This is a genomic window from Diplocloster hominis (genome assembly GCF_032380655.1).
Lineage (GTDB): Bacteria > Bacillota > Clostridia > Lachnospirales > Lachnospiraceae > Diplocloster > Diplocloster hominis.
On sequence record NZ_JAWDIY010000004.1, the window covers coordinates 80,157 to 106,778 of the forward strand.

Sequence of the window (26,622 nt, forward strand, 5' to 3'; positions counted from 1 at the left end):
TACTCTAATTGGATTTTTATTATTTACTATATATTTACTCTATCTGGGTGATTTTAAAACTTTGATCGTATTCTACTGCCGCGGTCAGGTCCGCATCTTCTGCGTATTGAGGCGCGGCCCAGTCTCCGATCTGCAGAGCCGGTGTGAACAGCATATGGATCGTCTCTCCCAGTTCAAAGTCTACGATGGTTCCCCAATAGATGTCCATTACCGGTTCTCCTGCCCAGGAGGTGTCTAAATTTCTGAGAATATGTTCCTGGGTATACAAGGTTACGCTCTGCTGATCGGGGTCGTATGTATATGATATCTTTTGTTCCAGTTGGCTCGTGTAATCCTCCGGCTGGAACATTGTTTTTATTAAAGAGCCGTCTTGGCTTTTCTCAAATATGTACAGGTTCCAAATGTTCAACCCTGTTCCGGATGCGCCCAGTATCTTCATCTGCAGCTGTTCTTTGACCGAATCCCAGTAGATCTCGGGCGGGAGAGCCCTCGGTGAAGTCCCATATTCGATGTCAAAACGACTGATCTCTTCCCCGTTCCGAATGAGAATTCCCCGGTCGGAATATTCGGTGTCGTTGTATCCATACAGGGTGATTTGATCCTCCGGCAGCTCTGCCAGAATGATAACCTCCTCCGTTTCTGATCCGTCATATGTTTTTTGAATCTGATCTAACTGCTGGACTGTGACGGCATTTAGCCTGTCCATCAACTGCTCCCGGTCCTCTGCTTCCGTTCTTCCGGAACCGTTCTCCAGCGCCCATTCCTGGTTGGCTGTTTTTAACAGATGTGACTGGAGCTTATCTATCCGTTCCCTGAGGCTGCCGCTGTTTCCAAAGATTGACCCGAACCGCTGATCCATCCACTGGAACTCTTCCGTCAGCTTAATGGGCTGTTCCGCTGTACTGTATAACGCCTGTCCGTTCTCGGTCTTTAACAGGAGAATGCTGTGTTCCAGATAGCCGTTAAGCTCTTGTAAGAACTGCTGAACCGCTTCCGAATCAAACAGATACCGGTCTTTCTCTGCCGCATAGTCTATCTCGTTTTCCGCTCTGACCTGCTGCTGTCCGGCCTCGCCCAGAGAGAACAGCTGGTAGGACATCATCCCCTCTTCCGGCTGCACCCGCGCTGTGTATCTCAACAGAAGATCTTCCTCCTTCGTCTGGTATAGGTAATAGGAAATACCGGTCTGTCCGGAAAGGGGAAACTGCGACTCCCAAAGCTCATCCCCCCGTCTGTTTTTTACCACCAGTGCTGCCATGCTGTTTTCCTGCGGGTTTTCCGGTATCTCTGCCAGTATGGATTCCTCTGTGCCGTCCTGCGTCAGATCGGCGGTTATCCCCTCCCGGCTTGCGGATAATGGATCTGCCAGAAAGAAAAATGCGACGGCAGCGGCAAGAACGATGGCCGCTGCTTTAACCCAGGCGGCGGGCCTTCTATAATTTAATATATTTTTCACCCGCTGCGTTGTATTGCTCTCACCAAAGGCCAACGGACGCGCCGTCCGGGGCTGTCCCCGAAGCGCCAGATTTAATAGGGAACGGCAATAGTCTGTTCTCTTATTCTCTCCCAGTTTTCTCATTACCGCCTCATCACAGGCCATCTCCATATCTTTCGACATCAGGTGATAAGAAAACCACACAAGCGGATTAAACCAGTGAATCACCAAAGCCAGATAAAATACCGGTTTAAAAACCGTATCCCCTCTGCGGATGTGCATCCGTTCATGCAGCAGCACATGTTCCTTCTCCTCCGGTGACAGATCCACAGGCAGGTATATCTTCGTCCGAAACATGCCAAGTACAAAAGGGGTTCTGATTCGACCGCTGATATAACAGCCTTCCCCATCCGGTATGGCTGTCCCTAATCTTCTTCTCAATCCGAAGTAACTGCCTAAGCTATATAGGAGCAGCAGTACGATACCGCTTCCCCATACCACACAGCCCGCACCCGCCAGGTTATTAGGAACAGCCGCGGCAGCCGTCCCGATCGTCCCGGCTTCTCCCTTAGCCGGATTCTCAAGCGCATCCGCCTCTTCGCCTACACTGCCTGTCTGCTGCTTGTCCATGGACAGTCCCGCGCCCCCGGCATCCAGCTCCCAGGATGCGTCTTTCTTACCAACACCCGTCCCGGAAAGGTTCTCCAGCGCTTCACCCGTCTGTGCTGCTCTCCCGGCTATCACCGCCGCCTGTCCCTGATCCCTGTCCTGATTCCCCTGCCGATGCGTCTCCCCCTCTTCCATAAGCCGGACAGGGTCAAACCCAGTGCCGGGAACCAGACTGAATGAGCTTTCAAAAGCCACCGGGCAAACCAGGCGTATGAACACGATCACCCACAACAGACTGCAAAATGCCTTCGGCAGCTTCTTCATCAGCAGCCGGACAGCGAGCATACAGATAATCACATAACCAGCCACAAGGCTCATACGAAGTACCGTCAGGAAAAGAATCTCAGGTTTCATCCGCTGTCCCCCCGTTCTTATCCTCGATCAGTTTCCGTATTTCCCGCACCTCCTCAGCAGACAAAGGCCTGTCCTTTAAAAATGCCGCTAAAAACAGAGGCAGAGAGCCCCCGAACGTCCGTTTCACGAACTCCTCGCTCTCTTGCCGCTGTATTTCCTCTCTGGGAATCCTGGAGATCACCACCGAATGATCCACTTGAAAGATTCCCCTGTCACACAACCTTTTCAGTACCGTATAAGTCGTCGTGCGCTTCCACTCCAGTCTCTCTGCGCACAGTTTCACCAATTCCCTGGTCGTAACCGGCTCACGCTCCCACACAATACATGCTAACCGATACTCACTATCAAAAATTTTGGGAATTTCCATATAACCCACCCCTCTCCAAATCGTCTACTGTATTAGACAACTTTAGTCTAATCCATTAGACATCATTTGTCAAGGACGAAAGGGGATGGCCGGCGGGGCCTTTCTCCCGGATGATCTCCGGTTTCCGCTACGGTATCCTGAATTCGACCATAATTTTGCCGTTGCTGGTCTTAGCCTTCAGATATTTACGCTGGTCCGGATACCGGTAATTCGGCAGATTGTTTGATGAATTGCTGGTCTTGCTCTCGATACCGTAGTCTCTCATATCTCCCAGGATATACCCGGTGATCGAAGCGTTGCAGGTGGTCAGCACGATATTGTCCCCGATGATGTCCTGGAGGGAGATGGAACCGTTCTTTGTAGACAGAAGCAGTGTGCCGGGAAAGCTTAAGTTGGCAGCGTTGACCTTGTCGTTGCAGGTAATCGCTTCTAACCGCATTCCGCTTAAATCTCTTAAGAGAATCCCTCCATTGCTGGTCTGCAGCAGCATGGTGTCGGCGGACATATGCTCCGCCGTGATTTTTGCATTGCAGGTGATCAGCTGGACGTCCGACATCTTCGGCAGTGACGCAGCGTTAATCTGGCTGTTGGAGGTCTTGACCCTCATGCTTCCGTGGAAGTTCTCGGGGATCTCCACGATCACGCGCTGGGGAAAACGGAACCAATTGGCTATATTTAACGGAAACATCCGCATCCGGTGCCGGAAAATAAATTCTCCGTTCTCTACTGTGTGTATGACCTCATCCACACCTTCCCGGGGCTGGAACAGTACTCTGACCGTTCCTGAGGGCACCGGATGGATCTCAATTCTTAAATTCTGGGCCTCCACGAATACTTTTGTGATCGGTGACTGGGTCGTGTAGTCCTGCTCTGCTTTTGGCGGTGTGAGAATCTGCCCGTATTCTTTGTACTCGTTTTTTATCTGGCTGGCGATATCCTCCGGTTTTCCAAAACCTTCGATAATATTTTCCTCCGATCTTCCCTGTTCCAGGCCGTCACAGATCAATTCCTGGTAATATTCTCTCAGCTGGTCTATGTCACTTTGTTTTAACTGCGGAAGCTGCTCTGTTAATCGGTTCAGAAATTCGTTCTTATTCATCATTTACCCTCCTGGCTGTTTTTTTCCACAAAATTATAAATCTGTTTCATTTCTTCCCATTCGCCTAAAAATTCATTGATTTTTCCGATTCCCATTTCTGTGATCTCATAATATTTTCTGGTTCTGCCATTGTGTTCCTGTTTATAGGTGGTCACAAAACCAGTGCTCTCCAATCGCTTCAGAATGGGATACAGGGTTGATTCTGATATTTCAATGCATTGGGATACATCACCTATGATCATATAGCCATAGGATGGCCCCCTCTTCAAAACTGACAGGACACATACATCCAATACTCCTTTTTTTCTCTGGGTATCCATTTTCCACCTCCTTTTCGCTATAAGCATGTAAAATAGTCAGCGGTAAACCGGCGCCTTCTAGTGGGACAGGGTATCCCCAAGAGGAAACAACAGCATCGTACACTCCACTGGTTTGCCACATGCTATGTTATACATACTATGTATTGCATACTATGTATAATATAGTATAAATCAAAAGATGTCAACAGAAGATTATATTTTCTTTTACAACCTGCAACATTTCTATTATAATGTGACACTAGAGTTATATACCTTGAGTATCTGATACTGTAACACGAAATGGATAGACAAAACATTACGGACAGATGCACGGATGAGGGATCTTTCCAATGGCTTAACCCCCCGGCAAGGTGTAATACTAACATATAAGGAGTATTTTATTATGAAGAAAAAGAACATACTTTTCATTCTGGCATCAGTCGTTATTCTCATTCTGATAGCCCTGGCTGTTCTCTTTACCATCCGCAGGAGGGAAGAAGATAAGAACGCCATTCAGGCTATGTACATACCCTATGGCGAAGACTCCCATATTATGGTGAGTGATGAGAGCGGTGTTTTTACTGTTCATTTTCCGGAGGATATCTATGATAAAAACGGGGATAAAATCACCCGGGATCAACTGGAGAAGGGCAATATTTTAAAAATCTACGGGAACGGAATCATGATGCAGTCCTATCCCGGCCAATACCCGGGCGTCACCAAAATCAAAGTAATGGAACAGGGAACTCCAGCCGACGCGGACCGCTATCAGGAGCTCATTGATACGATCTATCAGGAGCCTGACCTGGCCGAGCCGCCCAGTCTGGATGTAAACTACCGGACGGATCAGGCCGTGGTCACAGCTATGACTACCCGCGGTGGATTTCACTGGGAATATAAGGATAAGGATGGCGCCATGCAGTCGGTAGTGACGGACGCCCCCAGCATGCTGGCTGCCTCGGAACTGGCAGATATATCCCTACCTGAGCCGGCAGATCTCACCCTGCTGTTTACGAAAAAACCAGATAACGTAACGGTAACCCGCCATTCTGCCGGTCATTATCAGGATCAGGCGTACATCGGTACGGACCCGCAGGGGGAACCGGTGGAGGTAACCGTCTCGGAAGACGGGCAAATTCTCATCCCACAGGCTGATGCCGGTTATATCTACGTGGTCCAGGGCGTCTGGGGAACAAGTGATGTGGTATTCGGTTTTATGACGAAATAGTGAAAGAGAGTTTCGCTTGCGAAACTCTCCGCCTGCGGCGGGCCGCGTAAGCGGCATCTTCCTTTCCGCCGTAGTGCGATCCCCGCGGAGCGTTTTATTTCATAGGAGCACTTTCCTATGAAATAATAACAAAAACCCGGTCATCAAACCGGGTTTTTGTACGCTTATTATAATATCGAAACTCAAAATGTCAAATGATCATCAACCGCCGCTGCCCTCTTAATCCTAATACTCTTATCTCTCTTAAACAAGTACCAGGAAAGACCGACAAACAGAACGCCGACGGCCGCCATTCCCACATAAACTCCGATGACATCCGGCAGGAAGCCAAGTGCCTCCGCAAGATAGGTACCGCAGAAGTTAAACAAAGCATGCAGCAGAATCGACGCGTACAAGGAGCTGTAGCGCTCGTTGACGAAACCTAAAAGCAGGCCCAGGCAGAAGGCATATGTCCCCTGTATCCAGTTCATATGTATAATCCCAAACAGCAGAGCCTGTAAGATATTGGCCAGCAGAAAATTCAATCCTGCCCTCCTGGCAAACTTATAGGTCAGTCCCCGGAATATCAATTCCTCACAGACCGGCGCCAAAATGATCGTGGAGATGGTGGAGAGAACGGTGCGGTCAGCGATACCGGTCTGTTCCATCAATAAATTATAATCTTCCATCAAATCCGGAAACGCGAATCCCGCCAATGACAAATAAAGGGTAATGATAAAATAAAAACCGACGGCCAGACAGATCTCTGCTGAAATGGATCTTACGCTGAATACCTGTACAAGCTTCAGCCGTTCTTTTTTCCGAACGAAGCCGAAATAATACCATAGGCCAAACCCAATAAGCCAGCTGATCTGTATCATGATCAAAAGCAGCATATAGTGATCCATTATCATCTGCGGAAGTGAATTCATGATATCCGTCATTGACATCGGCATACCGTTTGCGTTGGCGGACGTTAACTCCATCAGCACGATACCCAGAATCAACACAACTTCTATCAAAAGCTCGAGCGCTATCATGGACACGGCCGGAACCAGAGCCAACAGAAAATTCCCAACTTTTTTCAACATCTTATGTGTCTCCTTTTCTTTCTCAAGATTAGATATTGCCGGCTTTATTATATCATACCCCATATTAAAATGGGGATTTATTTCATGAAATACCGGACAGCGCAGTTCCCCACATGCTAAGGCCTGTATAGGATAACGCAAGCGAACAATTGCCGTAAAAAGAACATATAAATAAAGTGTAATAATGTATGTAAGGTGATTTTAATGGAATTTTGTAATAGATGCAGCCGCTTACGCCGCTGCTGTCCCGTATGTCATTGCTGCCGGCGCTGCTGCCGCTGCTCAGAGTGTTGTCCCGGGCCCGCGGAAGGTTCTTTTCAGGTGATAAAGAGGGATCTGGCTACCGGCGCCCCGCTGGCAGGCGCTTCCTATACCCTGTACCAAAACGGGCAGCAGATCATGACCGGCTTGTCCGGCGCATCCGGGATACTTTCCTTCTCCGGATTGGAACCTGGAATATATGAATTGGAAGAAACGGCCGCTCCGGACGGATACCGTCCCGAGACCGCTGTGCATCAGATCATCGTCGATGCGGATGGAAATGTGACGATAGACGGCCAGGAGGCCGATGAGGTTTCATTTTATAATGAAGCCCGAAATACTCCCTATCCGAATTTTGCTTTCCGAAAATATGACGAGGAAAGTAACATGCCGCTTGGCGGCGCCACATTTATGTTGTCCAACGGAAGCACTGCGGTATCCGACAGCGGCGGGCTGGTGGATTTCGGCTCCCTGGCTCCGGGAATCTATACTATGACGGAAACTGCAGCGCCGGAAGGCTATCTGGCCAACACACATTCCTATACGGTTGAAGTATCCGAAGACGGGGATATTACCATCGACGGACTTCCCCAGTACGCATTCTCCGTAAGAAATTTACCGGCGCGTTCCCTAAGCCCCAGACCTGTAATCTACTCCGTGACTGATGCGGATACCTCCATCACCGGCTCCGGCGTTCCCGGCGCTCAGATTACGGTAACTCTGCCCGATGGAACGAGACTTACAACTACGGCCGACGCATCCGGTAACTGGCAGGCTGCCCTGCCGGCCGGAACCACGCTACCGGCCGGGGAGATCGTTCCTGTCTAGGTTTCATCCGCGATCTCCACCCCTTCGGGCAGTTCCATCCGTACTTTCACTTCTCCGGACAGCCGGGTCAGTTCCACACGAATCTCCCCTTTCGGGGTCGGGATACTTCCAGACGCGTAATCCAGCCCGGACGGCAGACAGGGCCGAAACCGGATCTTACGGAATCCCGGTTCTACCGGAACCACGCCCAGTATTCTGGTTGGCAGCTGGTATGTGGGAGTGCCTCCCCATGCGTGGGAATAGTCACAGTCGAATCCATACCACACCTCTTTTAAAGCATCCGGATTCTCATCCAGCAGGCTTTCCCAACGGCGGATCTGTGCCAGTCCGTAGGTTTCAAACAGCCCGGTCTGCTCCAGCGCTTCAAATATAAAGTGCATAAAATACGGCTGGGCCTGGCTGAGCGCGGAATCTTCCATTACGCGTACCATCAGCTCCCTCTCCCGCTCGATTGGCACGATATGATAGAGTACCGCTAAAGTGTTCATGTGCTGACTGTAAAATCTCCGGTCCACATCTGCCGGCAACCATCTGGTGGATTCCCGGGCTTCAGGATCATACCGGCCGTCTGCATACAGCTGTTTCTCCTCATCCCATAATTCCCGCTGTATGCTTCCAATCACCTGACAGCGCAATGCCTCATACCTGCTGATCTTCTCTTCCCGGTTCCCGAGTATACGCAGTATCACGCACGCACGCTCCAGAGCCCCTGCGAACATGGCGGTCAGATACCCCTGCCCCATACATTTTGGCGGGTGGTGTCTGTTATAACCGCCGTCCTCCACCCAATCCATGAACATATAGTTGGGCGCCTTTTCCATCAGACCGCTTCCCCCCAGATAGGAGGTAAACAAACGGAGGATTCCATCTATGGTCTCTTCCGTGCGGGATATCAGATCCGTATCTCCTGTGTACATGACATAGTCCAGGATCATTCCGATATACAGCAGGCAGTAACTGGGATGGAACATCCGATAGTCCCGATCCTTCAGATAGGCGGCTATCTTCAAAATATCAAACCTGGTGAGATAGGAATCCCCGAACGTGACATAATTCATCAGGCTCTCTATCATATAATCCCCCATACACCCCAAAGGCTCCTGGTGGATCGGGGAGTCCATGTGGTAAGTCTGCCGGCAGATCTGATTGGTCCTGCACCCGGACAGATAGATTTTCTCCAGCAGAGGATCGCTGCAGCGGAAGCTCCCCCTTAACTCTGACGGGTAGGCGCTTATATTGATTCCCGCTTCATGGATCACGCAGTCCTGCCAGACATTGGCCAGCGTAACCTGCACGCAGCGGATGCTCTGCATCCTGAGGGTTTCCAGGCTGGCCTCCTCTTCCCCCAGTATCAGTGTCAGTGTCGTCCCGTCCCGTTCTATTTTTCCCGGGAACTCCTGCATGTGAAGCACGACTTTTATCCCTTTGGCTCCTTTGATTTTCAGGAAAAAGAAGGCCGCATAGATCCTGCCGAAATCCAGCCAGAACGTCACAGGCGCTCCCTTTGTAATCCGGATACTTCCGGAACCTTTTTCCTGTATAACCCGATTCCCCTCCGGATCAAACGGGTTCATTACTTTTTCCGGCCGCCGTTCCAGATACACCAGGTCCGGGATCGGTGTGGCATATACAGGAGGAAATATCTCCTGGTTCTTCACTGTCTGCGCCCAGGTCCAGGTCTCATCCCGGTATCCCTCATCCTCCTCTTCCAGGGAAAAAGCCCCGTCCCAGCAGGACCGTGCCGTGTAAGCCCTGTCCCGGATACATTTCCATGAACCATCCGTGGCAGTCAGAGTTGTCTCCCGGCCGCCCACCGTAACCTCCGCCAGCAGGCCGCCATGTCCGCAGGAGATCTCCGACTGTACCACCGCTCCCAAGCATACGCGAACCGTAATCACATTTTCCCCTGCTCTGAGAAAATCCTGCACCGGATATTTCTCATAGAATTTATACGGTACGCTTTCGCAATTCGCGTAATCCCCTCCCGGCTGCGCGCTTCCCCTTCCAACGGGCTGACCGTTTACATATACTTTATAGGAAGAATCCGATGTTATATACAAGTTTGCCAGGTCCGGCTTTTTATCGCACAAAAATCTTTTCTGAAAAAGAAAAACAGCAAAGGGGCCGTCTATTCTCTGAAACATGGTGTAGTCACAGGTCTGATACTCCGGATATGCTTCAGCCGGTGCCCAGATCCACTTTGCCTCCCACCTTCTCTGTTCCTGCGGCAGTTCAAACCCTTGTGCCTCTTTGCTATATATCATTCCATCCCGAAACTCAATCTTCCTTTTTCCATCGTACGGTATCTTTGTCTGTTCCATTTCGATTCTCCTTTTGAAGTTCCTGATTCAACAGTTTCCATAAGACCAGAGCAAACATGCTTATCCCTATCATAACACAAAACGCGGCCTTATAGGAACCGGTCCTTTCGTATATCACACCGCTGCCCCAGGAACCCAGGACACTGGTAACCATACCGTTGGCATTGAGGATTCCCAGGTTAATACTCCGGTAGCGGGTTCCGTACTGCCTGGTACAATAATAAGTGATCAGCACCGGAAGACTTCCGTACGCCAGACCGGTAAACAGATAGGCGCCGGTCAGGATCGCACTGTTACCAAACAGCTGTGCAAGCAGCAGACCAAGCGACGCGATTCCGACACCGGCGGCGGCAGTCCCCATTCCAAAGCTTCGGCCCTTCCGATCGCACAGCCGGCCATACAGAAGCCTTCCGGCAGCATTTCCCACGCTCAGCACCCCGGCGATCCACGCGGCTTTTGACGGGGACACTCCCATCTCCAGCGGAAGGACCGCTCCGCTGCCGATCACCCCTAGACCTATGGTACCGATACAGATCAGCCATCCAAAAAACAGATAAAAGGACTGCCTGCGCAGCATTTGGCCAGGAGATACCTCTTTATCTTCCCTGTCCCCAGCTGTCCCGCTTTGCCGGGCTGCCGGCGGCTTCCGGATCAGTATGCAGGCGCCCAGGATCAGACCGCAGAACATCCAGCCCATTATATCGAAAGTATCCCGCCAGCCGGCTCCTTCATACAGCATCCAGTTAATCACCGGCCCCAGCAGGAAACTGCTGATCCCATACCCTGCCAGCAGCAGGCCGGACACAGTACCTGTGTCATCCGGGAACCAGGTGAGCACAGTGCTCACCACCGTATTATAAGCAATGCCGATCCCAAGGCCGCAGATCACTCCGTAGAATACATATATTTCGATCAGGGAGTCAAGCCGGGATGCCCCCAGGAAGCCCAGCAGCAATAAAAAAGCGGATATGGACAGCGTAATTCTGTGGGAATACTTGCAGATTATGACTCCGCTGATCAAACTGCCGATATTGTACCCAGCCATGGAAAGTACAAAAACCACAGAAGTCTGCGAGCGGTCCCAGCCAAATTCTATCTCCAGCGGTGCGACAAATATCGACCAGGAGTATATCACCCCGATGAACAGTAACAGCAGTCCTGCGTAGAACAGGCTTATATATTTCGTGACGCTGCCTGCTTTGCTGCCAGTGCTGTAGTTCTTGCGATTGTTCGTGCCGCTGTTTTCCATAGTGCTGATTATTTTGCCGTCCATCTTGTCTTATTCTCCCAATCGTTCTATACCCTGTTTATTTTCAGAATGAAAAGGCAGAGATCCGGAGAAAATCCCTCTTTCCGCAGATCTCTGCCCTTACCGGTTGCCGGTTTTATTCTTCGCTATATTCATCCAGCAGTGCCTGGCACGCTTCGTTTAATTCATCCAGTCCCTCCTGGACCGAAGGATATTTGCCCTGGATAATGCCGATCAGATATTCTGCCATGGTAGTCTGGATCTCGGTCACGCCGCCATAGCTGGGTTTCGGTTTTACACCGTCCATCAGTGTACCGGCCTCATACATTCTCACCAGGTCGGGTTGTACTTCGATGGTTTCCGCTTTCAGAGCTTCCTCTTCATAGGAAGCGATATCAATAGGTGCTCTCGCTTTGACATCAGTTACCCATTTATGCCAGAAATTATTGTCGATCAGATACTGTAAGAATACGCCGCAGGCATCCGCTTTGTCCGTAATGGACGAGACGCTGATCTCCATGTTGGAGCTGACCATGCGGTAAAAAGCCTTGTCCTCATCAATCTTCATACCGTCATCAGGTATCGGCATATCCGCCATAATGTAGTTGAAATCTTCCGGGACTTCCATATCGGTTAAGATACCATTAATATAGGTGTAACCGATGTTCGTTGCGATGGCGCCGCCAAAGAACTGCTCATGACGGTCCATATAAGTCTCGTTGGCCGCATTATCCGAGAAGGTTCCGGCGTCATACATGGACTTGAGGAATTCCACCGTCGTCACCGCGTGCTCATCGTTCATGGTCATTTCCGTGGCTTCGTCATTCATGGGAGCGCCGCCTAACTGCCAGTTCCAATAATTGAATTCATTATTTACATCGGAGTAATTCTCCATACTCAAGGGAACGGAATATCCGGTATAGCCCGCGTCCTTCATAGCGATCGCGGCGTCCTTGAACTCACTCCAGGTTTTCGGCACATTATTTTCATCCCGCCCGATCGCTTTCAAAGCGTCGATGTTGTACATCATATAAGGGGAAAGGTCTACCCAGGCCGGTATGGTCCACAGCTTGCCGTCACGGGAAGCCACTCCTTCCACAACCTCCGGCAGCATCAGTTCTTTTACCTGGCTGGCGATCTCTGGCAGCACATCTTCCAGCGGAGAGATAATTCCTAACTTCTTGCCATAGTCATCGATACAGGGGCCAAACGCATACAGGTCGGGAGCGGTATCATTTCCCCCCTGATAGGCCGTTACTATTTTTTCCTGACGGCTTCCCCACTCCTGGGCGGTAACGGTTACATGGACCTTATCCTGGGAGGCGTTAAACTGTTCCGCCATCTCCTGGAACACCACTGGCTCTGCGGACAATCCTCCGAACACCCACATGTCAATCTCCACTGTCCCTTCCGCCGCTTTGCCCTCATCTGAGGCAGCGGAACTGCTGCCCTGATCCGAGGCTGACGGCTCTTTCGCTTCCGGGGAACCACCGCACCCGCTCAGCAACGACATGGTCATGACACTGGCCAGTAACAATGAAATAAGTTTCTTTTTCATGAAATACTTCCTCCTTTTAATTAAAAATGTGTTATGAATTTCATTCCGGATTTTCTTTTCCATTTTTCCGGAAATAGTTCCCTTTTATCCCTTTACCGCACCCGCCGTCAAGCCTGCGATCAGGTTCTTGCCCAGCAGGATAAAGATCAATAATGTGGGGATGGTTACGATAATCGACGCCGCCCCCATCTGGTTCCAGTAAGTCCCGAATTCCGTTATAAAACTGGAGAGGCCAAGGGATATGGTATATTTGCTTTCGGTTGTCAGCAGGATCAGGCTGTAAAGATATTCATTCCAGGAGCACATGAAGGCGTATACCCCCACAGCCGCGATTCCCGGCTTGGATATGGGCAGGATCACATGTACGAAAGTTTTTAACGCACTGCAGCCATCGATACGGGCCGCCTCCTCTAGTTCCGAGGGCACCGACCGGAAATACCCGTACATCATCCAGATCGAGAACGCCAGGCTTATGGTCGCGTACAGCAGCATCAGCCCGAAGTGGGAATCATACAGTCCATATGACTTATAGGTAGAGAATAACGGTATAATCACCGAGGTTCCAGGGAACATCTGGGCGACCAGAACGAACATCAGCAGCCCCTTTTTGAACGGAAACCGGAACTTGGCAAACCCGTAGGCCGCAAGGCTTGACACGATCATCCCCAGCAATGTGGCCACGGCCGAAATCTTCAGGGAATTCCATATGTAGCGCGGAAACGGTTTCTGTACCCAGACCTCATAGTAGGAATCCAGCGTGAAATTCTCTGGTAAGATCGTTACCGGGATTTTCAGCAGTTCCGTCATACTCTTACAGGAGGTGATCACCATCCAGGCCAGCGGGAATAAAGCCACAAAAAGCACGGCAATGATACCCAGAATTCTCAGGACGGATAATATTTTGCTTTTCATCGTTTATACGCCCTCCTCATCTGTTGCTTTCGTCAGTTTGAGATAAACCACCGCAAATATCATAATGATAATAAACTGGATCACCGAGTAGGATGAGGCCAATCCAAACCGGAACTTCTGGAACGCGGTCTTATAGATGATCACCGGCAGGGTCGTACTGGATACACCAGGCCCGCCCGCAGTCAGGATGTTCAGGATACCGAATCCGTTCATCGTCCAGATCATAGCCATCAAAGAGCAGATGGAAAGTACGTATTTCAAATTCGGCAGGGTAATATACCAGAATTTTTTCCAGCCGTTGCAGCCGTCGATGGACGCTGCCTCATACTGTTCCTTATCGATCCCCTGTAATCCGGCGGATAGCATGATGGTCACGTAAGGATAGGTTCTCCAGATGTACACCAGGGAAACCGAGACCAGCGACAAAGCCTCCGAAAAGAACTGTATATGTTCCGGCAGCAGGTGCAGGTAGTCCACCAGCACTCCGTTGACCAGGCCCTTCTCCCCATTCAGCAGCCAGCGCCAGATCGCGCCGACCACCACTTCCGGCAGTACCCAGGGCATAAACACCAGCGCCCGGGTCAGGTTCTTTAAGTGCTTTACGCCGTTTAACAAAAGAGCGATCAGCATGGAGATGACTACAGTGATCACCGTTACCGATATGGCAAACTGTGCCTCGTTCCCGAGAATCTCTCCGAAATTCGCGCTGGAAAATACTTTTTTAAAATTGTCCAGCGCAATAAAATTTTTATCCCAGCTTTTCAGGATGTTAAAGTCCGTAAAGCTGTACCAGAACCCATTCAACATGGGTATAAACAGCAGGCCGGCCAGCAGCACGATGGCGGGCAGGATAAACAGGTATCCCCGCATGGCCTCGCTGAATGCCAGCTTTGAAATCTTTTTCTTTTTATTCATCCGATCTCCTCCCTATAGGCCAAACTTTACAAAATGATAATCATCTGACCATACATTTCTGTGATCCGCTTTAAAGGGACTCGGCTCCCCGGTAAAGTCCGCCGGCCAGACGGCATAGAGCTCGCCGTCCACGTGATGGTGGGGGCCCAGCAGGTTCCGGTTGGAAGAATACAGTTCCCATACGATTTCGTTTTTTCCATACTTCAGATAGTTTGTGATATCACATTCGTATGGCTGCCAAAGAAATTTTTTAACCGGCTTTCCATTGATGCTGAGCTTTGCAACAGCTGCGTTGGGTTTTGGAAAACGGTAGAGGATACGGCTGCCCTGCAGGCTTTGAATCTTTACCCCCAGCGAATCGTCATATTCATGGAGGATCAGATCCTGGCTGATCTTAAGCTTGCCGGAGAAAAAGCAGAAGCCCTGGGATGTGAAATCATCCCCATATACCGACGCAGGCATTTTCACAATCGAGAATTCCGGATCACATATCAGTTCCTTTCTCCAGGAATAGGAAAAGCCATTGCGGTTTATCACTCCAAAATCCCCCAGCAGATAGATATTTTCGATCTCTGTCTCCAATGTCAGCTTGTTCTTCTCCGTCTCCAGCACATTTTCCCCGAACAGTACATCATACACGTTCTGGGGCTGTCTGAAGTCTATTTTCAGTATGATTTCGTTATCCCCTCTGCGGATATAAGGGCGGATGTCATAGGTCCGAAACCCTTTATCCCTCCACCAGCCCTGTTCACTCAGTACCACATCCTTCCCATTGATGCATGCCCTCAGCCGGTCCGTGATCTCGGCAGCCAGATAGAATTCTTTCATGTCCTCCGGTCCGATATCCATCCGGAAGGAAAATAAAAGCTCTGTCTGTACCGGGCGCTTCTCCTGCAGTAAAATGTCCATCAGCCGGATGGTATGGATTTCATCCTGCCACGCACCGCCATCGATCCGGTACCGGCAGCGGTCCAGCGCCATGGCGTTTAGGTCCGCATGCCGGATCTTCCAGCTTCCGCCATTGCTCAGGATTATAGTCTTTGATGAGTCTCTGTCTTTGGGTTTTCGGCTATGGGCTGTCTGATTACCAGCCGAATCTTCTGTCTGAACAGCTGCCGCCCAAACGGCGTCCGGTCTGCGGATAAAGAACACCTTGCTCTCCCTCGCTGCCAACCGCACGCTGAAAGCAGTCTCATCCGCCCGCACCCGGTCTGTATCCAACGGAACTTTACTGTCATCCAGCGGAACATATTCCGTAATCTGCCAGTTACCGCTAAGACGGAACTGGGCGTTCCGCTCCATTCCCGTATCCAGATTCACCACATACAGAATCCGTCCGGTGTCTGTTTTCCTCAGTTGGTAGTGCAGATTGGGGATTTCCTCCCCATTTTCTGTTATAGAAACCGGGAAATCTGCCAGCCCATTCATGTCCTTTTTTAATTCACTGATCCCAACCGGCCGCGCATAATCCCGCAGGTACGAGAGTTGTTCCCGGGCTTTCGGGCTCGTGTATTCCGGGAATTCCCCCATCCGGTAGATACGGCCTTTCTTTTGCGCAAACTGTACCAATAACTCTACAGTTGGCTGATCCATACAGCGCATATCCGGAATGACCACAGCCCGATAACCGCACTCTCCTATATAAAACCGGTCCCCTTCCACTTTACCGTACCGGGCGATCAGTGTCTCATCCCCGTAATGGTGATCGATATGGTAGTCGGCCAGCAGCTGTGAGAGATCCTCGAACTTCTGTCCGAATGAGACGATCTCTCCCTCCTCCTGCCCATCGTACAGCATCCAGCCGCTGTGCATCGGGTGCAGCACCAAAAGCTCCACTTCCACACGGCCCCTTGTCAGCAGCAGGCCCAGCCTGGCAAAATATTCATTAAAGTCTCCATATTCTTCCCACCAGGGCTGCTGGTAAAATTGAGATGCGGGAAAATCCCTCTTTCTGATTCCCCGTATGCTGTAAGCCTCCAGGTGCTGGCACATCCGGTTGACTCCGTTCACATACTGCCACTCGGCGATCCATTTTAATTCTTCCGGGCTGCAGTCCCAGCCCACCATCGCGAACATCTCCGAAAGTACAAACTTCCTGCCCAGCTGGGCCGCAGCACTTCCTGCCTGTTTCGGCGTCAGCGGGGAAGATATCCGTCTCCGCAGCCAGTCAATCCCCGGCACATGCATATATTCATAGGACGGCATGACACCGGCCGTGGCCTGCATCTGCATCAGCAGGGAATCCTCCCGCATCAGATGGCCGGTCAGCTGGCAGTGGTTTTCCTGGCACCAGTCATAGATCGTTTTGCAGAAACCTTCCGTGAACATCCTGGATACGACCTTCCAGAAATCATAGCGGTACGAACCGCAGCCCGGCAGATCCAGGAACAGAGCGGGAAGGTGATCTCTTAGTTCATATCCGTTTGCTTTCTTAAATTCTTCGGGAAGCAGGTAGGAATACGGGATTTTCAGCTTCGAAAACTGCGGTTCATCGGTAAAAAACCCAGGAATTATAGTCCCCAGCTCCGAAGGGAACTCTTTTTTATATTTTTCATGGGTAACCTCCAGAAACTTGCGGATGACATCCGGATTTAATACATCTACATAATAGGGGTTTGATTTCTCACTGACCACATAGACAGTTTCCTGCACTTTCCCCCGGATAAGCTTCCGTTTTTCAGCATTTACCGCTTCATCCCCGGAGCCGCACAGATAGTGCCCGTCAAGAGAGTATATCCCCAGGATGGAAAGATTCCAGTCTATGTCCGCGGGAGTACACTTACACAGCTCCATCCATCTGGTGTGACAGCGGTCTCCCAGTTTCGTAACCTCTCCTCCCGCAAAACCGCTGGGCCAGCCCTCCTCATCATACAGCCACGGGTCCATCCCGCACTTTTTCGCCTCTTCCACGCAGGCACGCACGCAGGCCATCCACTTTTCACCCATATAAGGGGTTTTCAGACCGCCCCTGGCGTGCATAAAGAACCCGCCGATCCCCTTTTCCTTCATCTGCCGTATCTGCCAGATCAGCTCTTCCGGCTCTAACTCGTCATTCCAGGACCAAAAAGGAACACTGCGGTATTCCCCTGCAGGATTTTTCAATTGGGATTCCATCTCCATCATTTGCCGCATCCTCCGCTGCAGACCGCTTCAACCGCCTTTTTCAAAATCCGGCGGTTTTCTGCGGTATCTTCCACAAAATCCGTACTTGCCAGATACTGGTATATTTTCTGCCTGTTCTGTGCCGTCTCAGGTATTCCAAGCTGTCCAAGGGTAACCGGCATATTCATACGTCTCATAAACTCTTTGAACATTGGAATCCGCTCTTCTGTCCGGTTATAACTAAGCTGCAGGATCAGTGATGTACCGACAATCTCCCCGTGAAGATACGACTGCGCCTCTTCCGTAAAGAACATCCGGGCGGCATAATACATCTCATGGGCCAGTGCCGTCTGTCCCAGCGCTTTGGAACTTCCGCTGATGAAACCGGTCAGCACAAAATTAATATATAAGAAATCATGGACTTCCTTTGTCAGCCTGTGATTCTGGATATCTGCGTATATCTTCAGGCAGTTTCGCTCCAGAATACGGTAAATATAGGCAGCCAGCGTATAGGCGGTATCCATCTCCAGGCTGAACGTATTCTCATCTACCTTCGCATGGCCGTTCTGGATCTCGATAAATTTGGCCATGCTGTCCAGCATTCCGGCGGCCGCATATCTGGGAGGCTGCCGGATCATAATCTCTTCATCCACCAGAACCGCGCTCACCTCATAATCATGGTAAAAGTTTCCGCCGGCCGTGCCCAAGGCGGCTCCCTCTTTCGTATACATCACGCTCATAGGCGTGTAGGCCGCGCAGGTAGCCGCAGATGTGGGAATCGTAACGACCGGGGTTTTGGCCAGATGCGCCACAGCCTTCGCCAGATCCATAATACGGCCGCCTCCGGCTCCTGCCACTACCTCAAATCCCTGCTCCCTCACATATTGTGCCAGTGCGGCAGCTGTTTCCCTGTCCGTATAACCGTTATAAGTCCTGAATTCATACTCCAGACGGCTCTCATCCAACTTCTCCCGCAGCGTATCTTCCACGATAGATAGCGCAGTCGGCCCTCCGATGATAAACACCCTGGTTCCATATCTGCCAATCTCCTTACCGGCCAGTTTAAGTGCTCCCGGCATCTGGATATACCGTCCGGCTCCCAGTTTATATGCTGCATCCATTTTTATGTACCCTCTCAGGAACGACGCTTATTAAATCTGTCGTTTCCCTTTATTCTTTGTTTTCTGCCGAAATTTTACTGGATTTTACCGATCTCTTTTAATACGTTCACGGTTACATCCATTTCTTCCTTTGTAGCGGGGGCCAGAGGGCTTCTGGCAGGCCCCAGGTGTATTCCGCTCACCATCTCGATCGCCGGCCGCATGATGGAGTTCGGAAGGATTCTTCCGTTCTGCCCGGTTGTCTTGCAGAACCGGTAGATCGGTACGAACAGCTCTTTTGCCTCCTCGTTCCTACCCTCGGCAAACGCCTGGAAGATCCGGCGGATCTCATGTCCGAAGATATGTGCGCCGCCGCTGACCAGCCCCATGGCTCCCTGCACAATGGTGGGCAGCAGCATAACATCGTCGCCGTTGTAGATAGCAAAATCCGGGTCCACCTTTTCGGTCGCCAGGAAAAAGTCGGTAACCTGCGTGGGATTGATGCCCGCCTCATCTTTGATGCCGATAATGTTGGGAATCTCAGCCAGGCGGGCTACCGTACCGGCTTCCATGTTTACTCCCACAAAGATCGGGATATTGTATAACATGATGTCACAGGTGGTGTTCTTCGCCACTTCTTCGAAATGGTTATAGATACCGTCCTGGGTGGGCTTATTATAGAAGGGGCATACGATCAGGCAGGTCTTGATCCCCAGCCTTTGCGCTTCCTTTGTCAGTGCGATGGTCTCTTTTGTGGAAGCGCAGCCGGTTCCGGCAATGACCGGTTTTCTACCGTCCGCCGCCTTTACTGCTGTCTCCATCAGTTTCACCCGCTCGTCAAAGGTCAGAAGGCTTGCCTCCCCGGTCGTACCTGTCACGATCAGAGAATCGCACAGGTCGTTGTTTACCACATAATCGATCAGTTCCGCATAAGCTTCATAGTTGACATTTTCCTCCTCGTCATAGGGGGTAATCAGCGGAAGTAAAATCTGTCCGTATTTCTCCACAAATTTGTTCATTTTTAATTCTCCTCCATAATAAATTAGTTTTTTATGATAAATCTTGTGAGAGATTTATTTCAATAACGCTTCCCGAATCCTTGTTTTCTCATCATCGGGCAGATATGTAATCGGGCTTCTGCAATATCCTGTTTCCCGGCCCATCACACGCAGCGCATACTTCAGACGGATCGGGAACTGGTTTCCTCCCATACACTGCCAGGTCTGATACAGGGAGTTCTGAATAGCCAGACCCCGCTCATGCTCCTTCTTCTGTGCACATTCCCACATCTGCAGGCACTGTGTGGGGAACAATGAGAGAATCGCGCTGATCGCCCCTGCGGCCCCCAGTTCAAAACAGGAAAAAATCATATCGTCCGTGGCCGCGTACACCCGGCCTTTTTGGTCCGCCGACATGATATCCGCATACAGCGCCTGTATCCCGCCGACACTCTGTTTGATGCCCATCACATAATCCGTGGTATCCAGCAGGCGCTTAAATAACCCCGGTGAAATAGTATTCTGGGGAATCACATTATAAATTATGATGGGAAGCTTTACTTCCCGGGAAATGGTCCGGTAAAACTCATACATCCCCTCTTCATTGGGTACCAGTACATTATAGGCAGGCGGAGTAACCATGACTGCATCTGCCCCGGCTTCTTTTGCCGCCAGGCCGGCCTTAACCGCATCCCTGGTGCAGGTTCTCATGATTCCGCAGACGATGGGCTGTTCTCCGGATATGTAATCTTTTGCAGCCCTTATCAGCGTCCCGTATTCTTCGTCCCGTATCGTAGGGCCCTCTCCGGTGCTGCCCGCCACACTGAGTCCGTCCGCTCCCGCATCCATGCAGGTCTTCATTTCGCTGCGGAGCAGTGTTTCATTAATGGTACCGTCCTCGTCAAACGGAGTTACAATCGGCGGGATGATTCCCTCAAATTTCTTTTCCATAAGACTTCTTTTCTCCTTACCTTTCTTCGTTAATGGAGTATTTCCGTGAAACAGTTTTTCAGAAATATGTGTTTGAAATTTTCACACGTAATATTGTATGATGTCATTTCATGCACCTAGCATATATCGTTTTTCATCTGGTTGTCAATATATTCTTTCCATTTTTTAATTTATTGTTAATTTTTTATAATTTTAGGATATATTTATTGTGATTATCGCTGCAAAACAATATTTTTGCTCCAAATTCCCGTTATTTTGCACAAAGCAGTCATCGTACAATCGTCAAATAGTAGATTTAAAAAGCACTCTTCTTATATGCTTGACAAAATAATATTCCTAGATTATTCTATAGTCATCCATTTATTATTGTATGATGTCGTAATTCATTCAGTATATAGCGATATAACGACGGTTTCCGCCTGCGAACTTTCAGACTGCGTCGAGCCGCGGATAACGGTATCTTCCTTTTTACAAAGTGGTTCCATATGTGTTATACCCATTGGGTTAAGATGTCAGGAAAAACAACAGCAATATTAAATTCATGATCAAAGAGATAAAGGAGAAATTATGAAAACAGAAATGTCACCACTAAAAGTCGGATGCGGTAAATTTTTTCATGGCAGGGGGGCCATTCAATATCTCCCCGGAGAAATCCGCCGCTTGGGAGGAAAAGCACTGATCATCGGAGGCAGGACATCCCTGGAACACTTTTGGGATTGTGCCGGTCCCCTGTTTCAGGCAGACGGCACCCCCTATGTTACACTCACCCACACCGGCTCCTGTACCGCAGACCGGGCAATGGAATTTGTGAATATTGCAAAAGAAAATACCTGTAACGTACTGGTGGCGGTAGGCGGCGGTAAATGTATCGATAACGTAAAATGTGCCTCCGTATTTTCCGGGCTCCCGGTTATCACCGTGCCTGCTTCCATCGCCACCTGCGCGGCCACCTCCATGGTAGCCATCATGTATAATGAAAAAGGACAGCGTTCCCCGGCCGTTAATCTGAAAAAGGAAGTCGACGTCTGTATCGCAGACCATGATTTAATCGCAACCGCGCCCAGGCGCACATTGGCTGCGGGTATTCTGGATTCCATGGCAAAATATCCGGAGTCCCTGCACAAAAAGCAGGTTACCGGCTACCAGAGCTGTGATCTGAAGGAATATATTCAGATCATCAATGCCAAAGCGATCTATGAGTTCCTATCCGGCGAGTATGAAGATCTGTATAGAAATAACGGATCGGCCGGACGCTTTGACGATGCGATCCTGACAAATCTTCTTCACACCTCCATAGTCAGCGGATTCGCAGACGGTTCCGGCCAGCTGGCCGTCGCCCACGCCACCTACGATTTTATCCGGAATTATCACACGTCTAAAGGCAGCGCTTTCCTTCACGGTGAGCTGGTCGCCATCGGGCTTCTCATACAGATGGCCTTCAATCGGTGCCCTGCATCCGAAATAGACCAGATCCGCCGGATCATGCGCGAAATGGACATGCCGCTGACACTAAATGAGATCGGATATGATACCTCAAAGGAGAGCCTGGATTTCTTCACAAAACATCTGGCTGCGGATTCTGATATTACCTCAGAGGCGGAAATCCTCCGGCTGAATAATGCTGTCCTGGAGGCGCTTTGATCCATATGAAATACGTCAAGCAGATCCTCATAATCCTGGGAATCGCCCTTGCCGGAGAACTCCTGCGGGTGCTGATCCCGCTTCCCATACCGGGCAGTATCTATGGACTGGCCATCCTGTTCTTTCTCTTATTCCGTAAAATCCTGAAACCGGAGCAAATACAGGATGTCGGAAAGCTGCTCATCGACCTCATGCCGCTGATGTTCATTCCCGCGGGTGTTGGCCTTATGGAAGACTGGCAGGCGTTTTATCCTCTCCTTCTCCCTGCCTCGTTTATTACTGTTATCTCCACCCTGGCTGTGACAGCCGTCAGCGCGGGGACGACCCGGTTTTTCCGTCACAGAAGGGAGCACAGAACCTTATGAGTTTCTTCCATACTTCCGTTTATTTCAGCCTTTTTCTCAGTATCGCCGCCTATGAGACCGGCTGTATGATCAAGAAAAGATGCCGGACCGCTCTGTGCAATCCACTGCTGATTGCCATCCTCTTAGTGATTTTCTGTCTAAAAGTGTTGGATATGGATTATGAAAACTACGAGGCGGGCAGCCGGTATCTGAGTTATCTGCTGACACCGGCCACCATATGTCTGGCCATTCCTCTTTATGAAAAAATTATGCTGCTGAGAGACAACCTGAAGGCGATTATTGCCGGAGTGTTAAGCGGGGTGGTGACGAACATGCTGATCGTGCTTCTGTTTTCCTCACTTTTCAAACTGAATCATCAGCAATATGTGACTCTGCTTCCGAAATCCATAACCACCGCAATCGGCATCAGTGTCTCTCAGGAACTGGGCGGTATCGTTACCATAACGGCGGTTGTGATTATCCTTACCGGCATCCTTGGCAATATAACCGCAGAATGGGTCTGCAGGCTCTTCGGCATCGACGATCCCATCAGCCAGGGAGTCGGTATCGGTACCGCGTCCCATGTAATCGGAACGGCCAGGGCTATGGAAATGGGTGAAATCCAGGGTGCGGTCAGCAGCCTTTCCCTTGTCCTCACCGGTATCCTGTCCGTATTATTTATCCTGATCTTTTCGGCTGTGTATTGACGCCCGGTGAATTTCGCTTTGGAACATTTTTCACTATAAATCTTTATCAAAATATGCTAGCATACAAGTATGGTTTCAGTTTTGATCAAATATGACATCAGACAGTTCCGCTAGTTTAAACAAAAATCGAGGGAGAGGAATTGCTTATGAAAGAAATAAGGAGGATATCGGTTACCGATACCGTCGTGGAAAGGATCCAGGAACTCATCGATTCCGGTGAATATGAACCCGGTCAAAAGCTCCCGACAGAATCGAACCTTTGTGAAAATCTGAAAGTAAGCCGTACCAGTGTCCGGGAGGCCATGCGTATGCTGCAGGCGCTGGGTTATGTCGATATATTGCCGGGAAAGGGCGCCTATGTGGCGGAATATCAGAAGATACCCAATCATTCCAACTGGTATGATATTGAAAATGCCCGCTTTAACGACTTCATGGAAGTCCGGATGGCCATCGAGACCCTGGCCGTACGTTTATCCGTGGAACGGGCTACCAAGAAGCAGGTAGGCGAACTGGAGAGTATCAACCAGTCGTTTCTGGAGGCAGTAAACAATCATGACGGGCCGCAGATGATTATGCTGGATGAATTATATCACTCCAAAATCATCGAATTCACAGATAATAACTTATTAATCAATATCAACAAGCAGCTGCTGGCCAGCTTCCGCAAATACCGCGGTGATTCCTTTATGAACACCAGCGTGTATGCCAACGCGGTGGAGCCCCACACCAGAATTCTGCAGTGCTTCCAGATCCGCGCTCCTCTGCAGGCGGTGGAGGAGATGAAAAACCATCTGAACATAACTGCAAAAGATATGGAGATTATCCATACGAAATCGGATGAACAGGAAGGGCAGTAATATGCAAAAGTCAGGCAGGAAACCCGTATGGGATGCACCATACGGGTTTCCTGCCTGGAAAATAAATGTTTCCTTTCTGAATTTTATTCTAATATAGTCAAGACTCTGTTATTTTGCCATGCCTGTTAAGAACTCCACGGTTTCCGGATCATAATGAGAAAAGAACGCGCTCTCCTGCTCATCCAGCGCAGCAATCGCTTGTATATCAGAGCTGTCCAGAACGAAATCAAACACATCGAAATTCTGTGCCATCCGTTCCTTATGAACAGACTTTGGAATTACAACAATATTCTTTTGTATCAGATAACGAAGTGCTACCTGCGCCGTTGTTTTCCCATATATGGCGCCGATATCATTCAGGATCGGATTTGTAAAGAAATCCTTCCCGCCTTCCGCAAAGGTCCCCAGGATTCTTGCTGTACGCGGTATTTTTCCATCGTTTCATGCGCTCTGACCTGTTGGTTAAACACATGGGTTTCCATACTTTCCGACAAAACAGGCGGTTTAGTGGGAGCAAGTGCCTGTTTTGCCTATCTTCTTTGGTTAAAGGCTATTTTACAATCCATTGTCCTGATTTTCGGCTGCCAATACGCTCAATTATTCCCTTTTCTCTCAGTTCTTTTATAACTCTTCTTGTCTGTCTATCAGAACGGTCCAATTTTGTGGCTAGTTGTGCCTGTGTTATATGAGGATTCTCTCTTATTGCTGATAATATTATTTTCTCTAAAGAATCATCTATTAGGACATTTAATGGGTCATTTATTAGGACATTTTGATCTTTTAAAAAGTTCTTTTGTCCTAAAGGCGTAAATTTCACCATGATATCTTCTAAATGAAGTGTATATTCCGGCATCGGAACATCGTGTTTTTTACATGCCTCACATATTTTTTCTATCCCACGTCCCCATGTTTCTACATATCCTGCCCGGAAAAATCCATTGGCTATATTCGGATTATAAGGCTGTGAGCGATGGCGCTCCATCAATGTTTCGATCGTCCATCCTACCGGAAATACACAGTCATTACTGATATACACCGCATCCTCATGAATCCGGATCTGTATCGGCACTAATGCTGCATAATTGGAATGAATAATCGCATTATATACTGCCTCCCTGACAGCCGCCTTTGGGAGCGGATACGTCTCGATTCTAGTGACATTGTCATAAGATATGATTGCTTTCATGTACTTCAGGTAAATCAATTCTATAACCCTGTCCGCCTGTATAAATAATGAACCATGAATCTCGTCATGATATCGCAGATCGGAGCCTTCTCCAAAATATCCGATTTTGATATACGCACCTGTAACCCATTTCTCCGGATTGCGGTGAAACAGAAGAATTGCCGCTCGTTTTAACCTGCCCTGTTCAAAAAGACCAAGACTGTCCAAAAGCTGTTCATTGCTCATATTCAGGTCTTCCTCTGTCATACGTCCGCTCCGTAGGGCCTCTCGCCGAAAAATATCAAAACTCTCTTTGTCTAAATCCTCAACAGTAGCACCATCGACTGGAACAGCATCCCATTTATACCCTGTTTTAGACAGTAAAAACTCTGTCAAAGATGCTCCTCTGAGAAGCTGCTTTGTACTGCCGCTGCGATAATGATACTCTCCTTTATAATTTACTGGATAGCTGCTGGGATTCACACAAATTTCAATATAGTCCTTTCCGTCTTGTGTCAACAGATTCACATCCACAATAATGCCAAGGATATCCCTTACTTTATTCGGAATATCTTCAAGCAGCTTTTTGCTGTCTGGCACCCCAATCACAGTACCATCATCAGCAGTTCCAATATATATCTTGCCGCCTTGAGCATTAGCAAAACCACAAATCCACTTTAAATACTCATCACGCCAGGATTCTTTCCATTCTGTGTTTTGGTTTTCTGCCATTCACTTTCCTCCCACCTCAATTTAGAAGTCATAATGCTTTAACACTTTGTGCCTATTTTTGAATTTAAGGATTTCACCTGTTATATCGCTTCCTTCATAGATGAATACATTGAGTCAAATTCGTATCAAAAGCAGAGCGCCCCTTTTTCACGCACTGGGAGAGTTCATCCGCCTGCTCTGGACTGACAAAATAAGCATATAACCAGCACCATACCAGCAACTTATCTATATCCAGATCTTCACGTCCTGTGTCACAATACTTCGTCAAGCATATCCACTTTGTCCCATTATGGTCAGTCAGAATCAAAGTATCCTTCAATTTATCCAGAAAGATTCCCTTCGTTCCAAGCCACGTTTTCTGTGCATCCGCTGTGGAAATATCAACAGCTTTGTTTTCCTCTTTTCCCTTGGTTAAAAATTCATCCAGTATAGTAAATCTGGGGGCATCCTTACAAATCAT

At 49.3% G+C, this 26,622-nt stretch carries 23 protein-coding genes; 6 read left to right on the plus strand and 17 right to left on the minus strand.

The annotated features are described in order from the left end of the window. Positions 1-34: 34 nt before the first annotated feature. The 4 genes from ABC831_RS05165 to ABC831_RS05180 all read right to left on the minus strand — a co-directional run bounded on the left by ABC831_RS05165 (position 35) and on the right by ABC831_RS05180 (position 4,244). Positions 35-2,458, minus strand: a complete 2,424-nt coding sequence (locus tag ABC831_RS05165) for a M56 family metallopeptidase (RefSeq protein ID WP_343247179.1) — start codon at positions 2,456-2,458, stop codon at positions 35-37. Then, complete coding sequence (locus tag ABC831_RS05170; RefSeq protein ID WP_343247180.1) at positions 2,448-2,825, minus strand: BlaI/MecI/CopY family transcriptional regulator; 378 nt, start codon at positions 2,823-2,825, stop codon at positions 2,448-2,450. The genes ABC831_RS05165 and ABC831_RS05170 overlap by 11 nt, the downstream gene beginning before the upstream one ends. Positions 2,826-2,952: 127 nt before the next feature. Beyond that, on the minus strand, positions 2,953-3,924 hold the full coding sequence (locus ABC831_RS05175) for an HAAS signaling domain-containing protein (protein WP_343247181.1): 972 nt from the start codon (positions 3,922-3,924) through the stop codon (positions 2,953-2,955). Then, a complete protein-coding gene (locus ABC831_RS05180; protein ID WP_343247182.1) occupies positions 3,924-4,244 on the minus strand; it encodes a PadR family transcriptional regulator in 321 nt (106 codons plus the stop codon). Before ABC831_RS05180 ends, ABC831_RS05175 begins: the two co-directional genes overlap by 1 nt. Positions 4,245-4,626: 382 nt before the next feature. On the opposite strand from ABC831_RS05180, the gene ABC831_RS05185 reads away from it, so the two are divergent. Beyond that, positions 4,627-5,451 (plus strand): hypothetical protein, encoded by an 825-nt coding sequence (locus ABC831_RS05185; protein WP_343247183.1) that lies wholly within the window; start codon positions 4,627-4,629, stop codon positions 5,449-5,451. Between the two features lie 182 nt (positions 5,452-5,633). Here the strand turns inward: ABC831_RS05185 and ABC831_RS05190 are convergent, their stop codons facing one another. Next, on the minus strand, positions 5,634-6,521 hold the full coding sequence (locus ABC831_RS05190) for a CPBP family glutamic-type intramembrane protease (protein ID WP_343247184.1): 888 nt from the start codon (positions 6,519-6,521) through the stop codon (positions 5,634-5,636). A gap of 321 nt (positions 6,522-6,842) precedes the next feature. Between ABC831_RS05190 and ABC831_RS05195 the strand changes: the two genes are divergently transcribed. Continuing rightward, positions 6,843-7,610: an MSCRAMM family protein gene (locus ABC831_RS05195; RefSeq protein WP_343247185.1), complete on the plus strand. Its 768-nt coding sequence runs from the start codon at positions 6,843-6,845 to the stop codon at positions 7,608-7,610. On the opposite strand, the gene ABC831_RS05200 is transcribed toward ABC831_RS05195, so the two are convergent. The 9 genes from ABC831_RS05200 to ABC831_RS05240 all read right to left on the minus strand — a co-directional run bounded on the left by ABC831_RS05200 (position 7,607) and on the right by ABC831_RS05240 (position 20,716). After that, a complete protein-coding gene (locus ABC831_RS05200) occupies positions 7,607-9,931 on the minus strand; it encodes an alpha-L-rhamnosidase C-terminal domain-containing protein (protein ID WP_343247186.1) in 2,325 nt (774 codons plus the stop codon). The two genes, ABC831_RS05195 and ABC831_RS05200, sit on opposite strands and share 4 nt — an antisense overlap. Then, positions 9,888-11,204 (minus strand): MFS transporter, encoded by a 1,317-nt coding sequence (locus ABC831_RS05205; protein ID WP_343247187.1) that lies wholly within the window; start codon positions 11,202-11,204, stop codon positions 9,888-9,890. The genes ABC831_RS05200 and ABC831_RS05205 overlap by 44 nt, the downstream gene beginning before the upstream one ends. A 112-nt stretch (positions 11,205-11,316) precedes the next feature. After that, on the minus strand, positions 11,317-12,738 hold the full coding sequence (locus ABC831_RS05210) for an ABC transporter substrate-binding protein (RefSeq protein WP_343247188.1): 1,422 nt from the start codon (positions 12,736-12,738) through the stop codon (positions 11,317-11,319). Positions 12,739-12,822: 84 nt separating this feature from the next. Continuing rightward, positions 12,823-13,650, minus strand: a complete 828-nt coding sequence (locus ABC831_RS05215) for a carbohydrate ABC transporter permease (protein ID WP_343247189.1) — start codon at positions 13,648-13,650, stop codon at positions 12,823-12,825. Positions 13,651-13,653: 3 nt separating this feature from the next. Further along, entirely contained in the window at positions 13,654-14,565 is a 912-nt protein-coding gene (locus tag ABC831_RS05220) for a carbohydrate ABC transporter permease (protein ID WP_343247190.1), read from the minus strand. 12 nt (positions 14,566-14,577) lie between these two features. Further along, a complete protein-coding gene (locus tag ABC831_RS05225; RefSeq protein ID WP_343247191.1) occupies positions 14,578-17,688 on the minus strand; it encodes a glycosyl hydrolase in 3,111 nt (1,036 codons plus the stop codon). After that, positions 17,685-18,788, minus strand: a complete 1,104-nt coding sequence (locus tag ABC831_RS05230; protein WP_343247192.1) for an iron-containing alcohol dehydrogenase family protein — start codon at positions 18,786-18,788, stop codon at positions 17,685-17,687. Before ABC831_RS05230 ends, ABC831_RS05225 begins: the two co-directional genes overlap by 4 nt. A gap of 74 nt (positions 18,789-18,862) precedes the next feature. Next, positions 18,863-19,786 (minus strand): 4-hydroxy-tetrahydrodipicolinate synthase, encoded by a 924-nt coding sequence (dapA, locus tag ABC831_RS05235; RefSeq protein ID WP_343247193.1) that lies wholly within the window; start codon positions 19,784-19,786, stop codon positions 18,863-18,865. A 54-nt stretch (positions 19,787-19,840) separates the two neighbouring features. Beyond that, positions 19,841-20,716 (minus strand): dihydrodipicolinate synthase family protein, encoded by an 876-nt coding sequence (locus tag ABC831_RS05240; protein ID WP_343247194.1) that lies wholly within the window; start codon positions 20,714-20,716, stop codon positions 19,841-19,843. Positions 20,717-21,283: 567 nt separating this feature from the next. Between ABC831_RS05240 and ABC831_RS05245 the strand changes: the two genes are divergently transcribed. The 4 genes from ABC831_RS05245 (at position 21,284) to ABC831_RS05260 (ending at position 24,265) form a co-directional block, all read left to right on the plus strand. Then, the gene (locus ABC831_RS05245; RefSeq protein ID WP_343247195.1) at positions 21,284-22,357 is read left to right on the plus strand and encodes an iron-containing alcohol dehydrogenase; all 1,074 of its coding nucleotides are present in this window, start codon (positions 21,284-21,286) and stop codon (positions 22,355-22,357) included. A gap of 5 nt (positions 22,358-22,362) precedes the next feature. Further along, positions 22,363-22,722, plus strand: a complete 360-nt coding sequence (locus ABC831_RS05250) for a CidA/LrgA family protein (RefSeq protein WP_343247196.1) — start codon at positions 22,363-22,365, stop codon at positions 22,720-22,722. Then, a complete protein-coding gene (locus tag ABC831_RS05255; protein ID WP_343247197.1) occupies positions 22,719-23,408 on the plus strand; it encodes an LrgB family protein in 690 nt (229 codons plus the stop codon). Before ABC831_RS05250 ends, ABC831_RS05255 begins: the two co-directional genes overlap by 4 nt. Before the next feature lie 146 nt (positions 23,409-23,554). Continuing rightward, on the plus strand, positions 23,555-24,265 hold the full coding sequence (locus tag ABC831_RS05260; protein ID WP_343247198.1) for a FadR/GntR family transcriptional regulator: 711 nt from the start codon (positions 23,555-23,557) through the stop codon (positions 24,263-24,265). Between the two features lie 108 nt (positions 24,266-24,373). On the opposite strand, the gene ABC831_RS05265 is transcribed toward ABC831_RS05260, so the two are convergent. The 3 genes from ABC831_RS05265 to ABC831_RS05275 form a co-directional block, all read right to left on the minus strand. Continuing rightward, the gene (locus tag ABC831_RS05265; RefSeq protein WP_343247327.1) at positions 24,374-24,694 is read right to left on the minus strand and encodes an aldo/keto reductase; all 321 of its coding nucleotides are present in this window, start codon (positions 24,692-24,694) and stop codon (positions 24,374-24,376) included. Between the two features lie 121 nt (positions 24,695-24,815). After that, entirely contained in the window at positions 24,816-26,162 is a 1,347-nt protein-coding gene (locus ABC831_RS05270) for an RNA-binding domain-containing protein (RefSeq protein WP_343247199.1), read from the minus strand. Positions 26,163-26,256: 94 nt separating this feature from the next. Continuing rightward, the gene (locus ABC831_RS05275) at positions 26,257-26,622 is read right to left on the minus strand and encodes a hypothetical protein (RefSeq protein WP_343247200.1); all 366 of its coding nucleotides are present in this window, start codon (positions 26,620-26,622) and stop codon (positions 26,257-26,259) included.

Bases quoted from the DNA above. Each gene is read 5' to 3' on its own strand.
- ABC831_RS05225 (WP_343247191.1), bottom strand. From the start codon at position 17,688: ATGATGGAGATGGAATCCCAATTGAAAAATCCTGCAGGGGAATACCGC.
- ABC831_RS05190 (WP_343247184.1), bottom strand. From the start codon at position 6,521: ATGTTGAAAAAAGTTGGGAATTTTCTGTTGGCTCTGGTTCCGGCCGTG.
- ABC831_RS05245 (WP_343247195.1), top strand. From the start codon at position 21,284: ATGAAAACAGAAATGTCACCACTAAAAGTCGGATGCGGTAAATTTTTT.
- ABC831_RS05270 (WP_343247199.1), bottom strand. From the start codon at position 26,162: ATGGCAGAAAACCAAAACACAGAATGGAAAGAATCCTGGCGTGATGAG.
- ABC831_RS05250 (WP_343247196.1), top strand. From the start codon at position 22,363: ATGAAATACGTCAAGCAGATCCTCATAATCCTGGGAATCGCCCTTGCC.
- ABC831_RS05255 (WP_343247197.1), top strand. From the start codon at position 22,719: ATGAGTTTCTTCCATACTTCCGTTTATTTCAGCCTTTTTCTCAGTATC.
- ABC831_RS05240 (WP_343247194.1), bottom strand. From the start codon at position 20,716: ATGGAAAAGAAATTTGAGGGAATCATCCCGCCGATTGTAACTCCGTTT.
- ABC831_RS05275 (WP_343247200.1), bottom strand. From the start codon at position 26,622: ATGATTTGTAAGGATGCCCCCAGATTTACTATACTGGATGAATTTTTA.
- ABC831_RS05220 (WP_343247190.1), bottom strand. From the start codon at position 14,565: ATGAATAAAAAGAAAAAGATTTCAAAGCTGGCATTCAGCGAGGCCATG.
- ABC831_RS05230 (WP_343247192.1), bottom strand. From the start codon at position 18,788: ATGGATGCAGCATATAAACTGGGAGCCGGACGGTATATCCAGATGCCG.
- ABC831_RS05200 (WP_343247186.1), bottom strand. From the start codon at position 9,931: ATGGAACAGACAAAGATACCGTACGATGGAAAAAGGAAGATTGAGTTT.
- ABC831_RS05180 (WP_343247182.1), bottom strand. From the start codon at position 4,244: ATGGATACCCAGAGAAAAAAAGGAGTATTGGATGTATGTGTCCTGTCA.
- ABC831_RS05205 (WP_343247187.1), bottom strand. From the start codon at position 11,204: ATGGACGGCAAAATAATCAGCACTATGGAAAACAGCGGCACGAACAAT.
- ABC831_RS05165 (WP_343247179.1), bottom strand. From the start codon at position 2,458: ATGAAACCTGAGATTCTTTTCCTGACGGTACTTCGTATGAGCCTTGTG.
- ABC831_RS05260 (WP_343247198.1), top strand. From the start codon at position 23,555: ATGAAAGAAATAAGGAGGATATCGGTTACCGATACCGTCGTGGAAAGG.
- ABC831_RS05170 (WP_343247180.1), bottom strand. From the start codon at position 2,825: ATGGAAATTCCCAAAATTTTTGATAGTGAGTATCGGTTAGCATGTATT.
- ABC831_RS05210 (WP_343247188.1), bottom strand. From the start codon at position 12,738: ATGAAAAAGAAACTTATTTCATTGTTACTGGCCAGTGTCATGACCATG.
- dapA (WP_343247193.1), bottom strand. From the start codon at position 19,786: ATGAACAAATTTGTGGAGAAATACGGACAGATTTTACTTCCGCTGATT.
- ABC831_RS05185 (WP_343247183.1), top strand. From the start codon at position 4,627: ATGAAGAAAAAGAACATACTTTTCATTCTGGCATCAGTCGTTATTCTC.
- ABC831_RS05175 (WP_343247181.1), bottom strand. From the start codon at position 3,924: ATGAATAAGAACGAATTTCTGAACCGATTAACAGAGCAGCTTCCGCAG.
- ABC831_RS05215 (WP_343247189.1), bottom strand. From the start codon at position 13,650: ATGAAAAGCAAAATATTATCCGTCCTGAGAATTCTGGGTATCATTGCC.